Origin of the sequence: Bacillus sp. SD075 (genome assembly GCF_017355165.1) — a bacterium.
In the GTDB taxonomy this organism is placed as follows: Bacteria; Bacillota; Bacilli; order Bacillales; family DSM-1321; genus Peribacillus.
The window spans coordinates 1-1,904 of record NZ_JADILK010000101.1 but is presented as its reverse complement, the minus strand read 5'-3'; the positions used below and the strand labels follow the sequence as shown (position 1 = coordinate 1,904).

General features: G+C 38.5%; 1 protein-coding gene. It reads right to left on the bottom strand.

The window, feature by feature from the left end; genetic code table 11:
- Window positions 1-441 precede the first annotated feature (441 nt).
- Window positions 442-1,320 carry a dimethylarginine dimethylaminohydrolase family protein gene (locus tag IOC57_RS25410; protein ID WP_207441355.1) on the bottom strand — a complete coding sequence of 293 codons (879 nt, stop codon included), beginning with the start codon at window positions 1,318-1,320 and terminating at the stop codon, window positions 442-444.
- Window positions 1,321-1,904 lie beyond the last annotated feature (584 nt).

Below are 1,904 nucleotides of genomic sequence, written 5' to 3'. Positions count from 1 at the left end.
CTTAATTAATCCTTAATTAATCCTTCCTGTTCCAAAGAAACAGATGCTTGATTTTCCATAAAATAAAGGGATCATATAAGAGGTGTTTTTAGAAAAATCAACATTAAACATAATGTTTCAGACTGTAGACAAATTCGAACAAAGCGAGTTTGCCAACATTTTTTTGCCTATTTACAAAAGCTCCAGTTGTTTTCAGAAATCTATACCCTTTCCGCCCTCCTCGCCGCAATCGTCTATGGGTCTCGGCTAGCCAGTTTTTCGGCAGGAGTGTTTCATAAAACAATAAAAAAGCCATGAAGGATATCCTAGTCTTTACGTGGTTCGGGATGAGACTAATCCGAACAAACTTTTGTTGACAAACTGCAACCTGTTTAATAACACCTTGTTTAAAAAGGAGAAAGAAACCTGACTTCCATACAAGTCCGGTTTCTTTCATCCTGCTCAGGCTGAATCAGTCTTCTTATTCGTTGTCCTCAATAGTGGCATCGTGCAACAACGGAAGGAGCCACCGGACTTGATGATTTCGCTTATATCGACTTCAATGACCTCGTATCCGCGTTCACGAAGCTGACTATTTACCTGTTTATTACATGGAAGACTGAATAATTTTTTATTCCCAATCGAAAGCACGTTGGTTCCTAATGTGAATTGTTCTTCTTTAGTCACTTCGATCATGTCATAACGTGAAGCTAATAGATCCTTCTCTTTTTTTGTAAAGGACTCTGGAAAAATAAGCGCCTCTGTAGGTGATATGATATTGAAGACACAATCTAAATGAAGGAATTCCTCCGTGAAAGGAACCGCGATGACATCGTATTCCGGTAATAAGGTTTGAAGATGCTTGATGGATGTTTCATCCGTTCTTTCACTGATTCCAATATAAATGGTTTTTCCGTCAATAATGACATCACCGCCCTCGATATGGTTTTTGAGGAGGTTGAAAAATGGGATATCGTTCGTTTCAAGCCAGGATTTCAATATTAGTTCTTCACCCTGCCTGATACCTGTCGCCAACTCAGCTACGTAAACGGTATTACCAAGAGTGAAACCGATATCTCTTGTAAAGACTTGTTCTGGATATGTAAATTGAGGCGGAAGTTTTATGACTTCAATCCCTTCATGTTCAAGAGCCTTTATAAATTGGGTATGCTGTTCCAAGGCAAGTACTTGATCGATATTTTCTTCTTGAAACTCTTTTTGAGTTTCATTAATGATCTCCCGGATCTCCATAAAACGGGGTTCACAGACGATCACCCGTGATAGTTTTGAATATTCACTTGCACAATAAGCTTCTAGTTCTTCGTTTATATTGTTTACCATAAATGAGCTCCCTCTAAAAATAATTGTATCTTTACTATTTCCTCTTTTTTCTAGAAAGAAACATAAAAAATATGTCAGAAACGGAACCACTAAATTTTGATTGTTTAAAAGTAACTTTTCAGATTACGTTCCTAATAAATGATTCCTATATATACCGGTTAGATCCTTTCAAATTCGAAGAAAAGCCAGTTTTCCTACCGTTTTTTTGAAAAACGTTCCAGTTGATTTCCAAAATCCAATAGCCAGTCATTCTGCAGGAGTGTCGCAAATTAATCAAGTGAGGGTTTCATCATCTGAAAAAGTAAAAAAACATGAAGGATAACCATGTTTTCGTTTAAAAACATGGTTCGGGGTGTGAGATTCCGAACGTCCTTTTTGTCTGCATTTTTTTTGTGGCTTGTACAATTTGGACGTTGATTCCCACTCCAGGCACTGGCTTTCTGCGGCGGTCCGGGAGCCTCCTCGGGTCTCCCCTTGACGCGCTTTTCCCGCAGGAGTCTCGAACACCCTCTCCAATCAACTTTGTTTTACCTTTTAGATAGAACACTTTTGTTCACAAACAGACAGGATCTAGTTTAGATCCT